1 pseudogene is annotated in these 790 nt (G+C 78.0%); it reads right to left on the bottom strand.

Features of this window, described 5'->3' with window-relative positions:
- A pseudogene (locus tag G3I42_RS23775) lies at positions 1-790 on the bottom strand (hypothetical protein); the annotation flags it as partial.

Raw genomic sequence — 790 nt, 5'->3', positions numbered from 1 at the left:
CGCGCCTTGGTCAGCAGCTCCTCGGCGCGCCCCGCGGCCTCCTCGATCTGCTGCACCGCCTCGCGGCGCGCCTCGCCCCGGATGCGCTCGCCCTCGGCGACCGCGTCGGCGCGCAACTGCTCGGCCTCGCCGCGCAGCCGCCGTGCCTCCTCCTGGAGTTCGACGGTCCGCGCCCGGTACTCCTTGGTGTCGTCCTTCGCCGCGCCGCGCAGCTCGTCCGCCGCCGCCTCGGCCTCGGCGCGCAGCCGGTCGGCCTCGGCCTGCGCCTCGCCCTTGATCCGCTCGGCCTCCTCGGAGGCGGAGCCGGTCGTCGCGCGCGCGTCCTCCTCGGCCTTGCTCAGCACCTCCTCGGCACTGCGCGCGGCCTTCGCGAGCGCGGCGGCGGCGTCCTCGGCCGCCGAGCTGCGGGCCTTCTCGGCCGCCTCGGCGAGCACCCGCTCCGCCTCGGCGACGGCCTCGTCCCGCTCCCGTACCGCGTCCGCCTTGAGCGCCTCGGCCTCCTTGGTGGCCTCGCTCACCAGGCGCGCGATCTGCTCCTTGGCGGTACGGGTACGCAGCTCGTTGTCCGCCTCGACGGTCGACAGGACCTTCGCGGCCCGCTCGTCGGCCTCGCCCGTGACCTTCTCGGCCGCCGCCCGCGCCTCGCGCAGCGTCCGCTCCGCCTCCGCGAGGCGCTCCTCGGCGGCCCGCGCCTGCTCGGTGGCCTGCCGGCGCGCCTCCTCCGTCTCGCTCACCGCGGACGTACGCAGCCGCTCGGCGTGCTCGGTGGCCTCCTGGGCCTGCGCGGCGG

Origin of the sequence: Streptomyces sp. SID11385 (assembly GCF_010548245.1) — a bacterium.
Taxonomy (GTDB): Bacteria; Actinomycetota; Actinomycetes; order Streptomycetales; family Streptomycetaceae; genus Streptomyces.
Note: the sequence above shows the minus strand (reverse complement) of the source record. Positions and strands in the feature narration are given on the sequence as shown.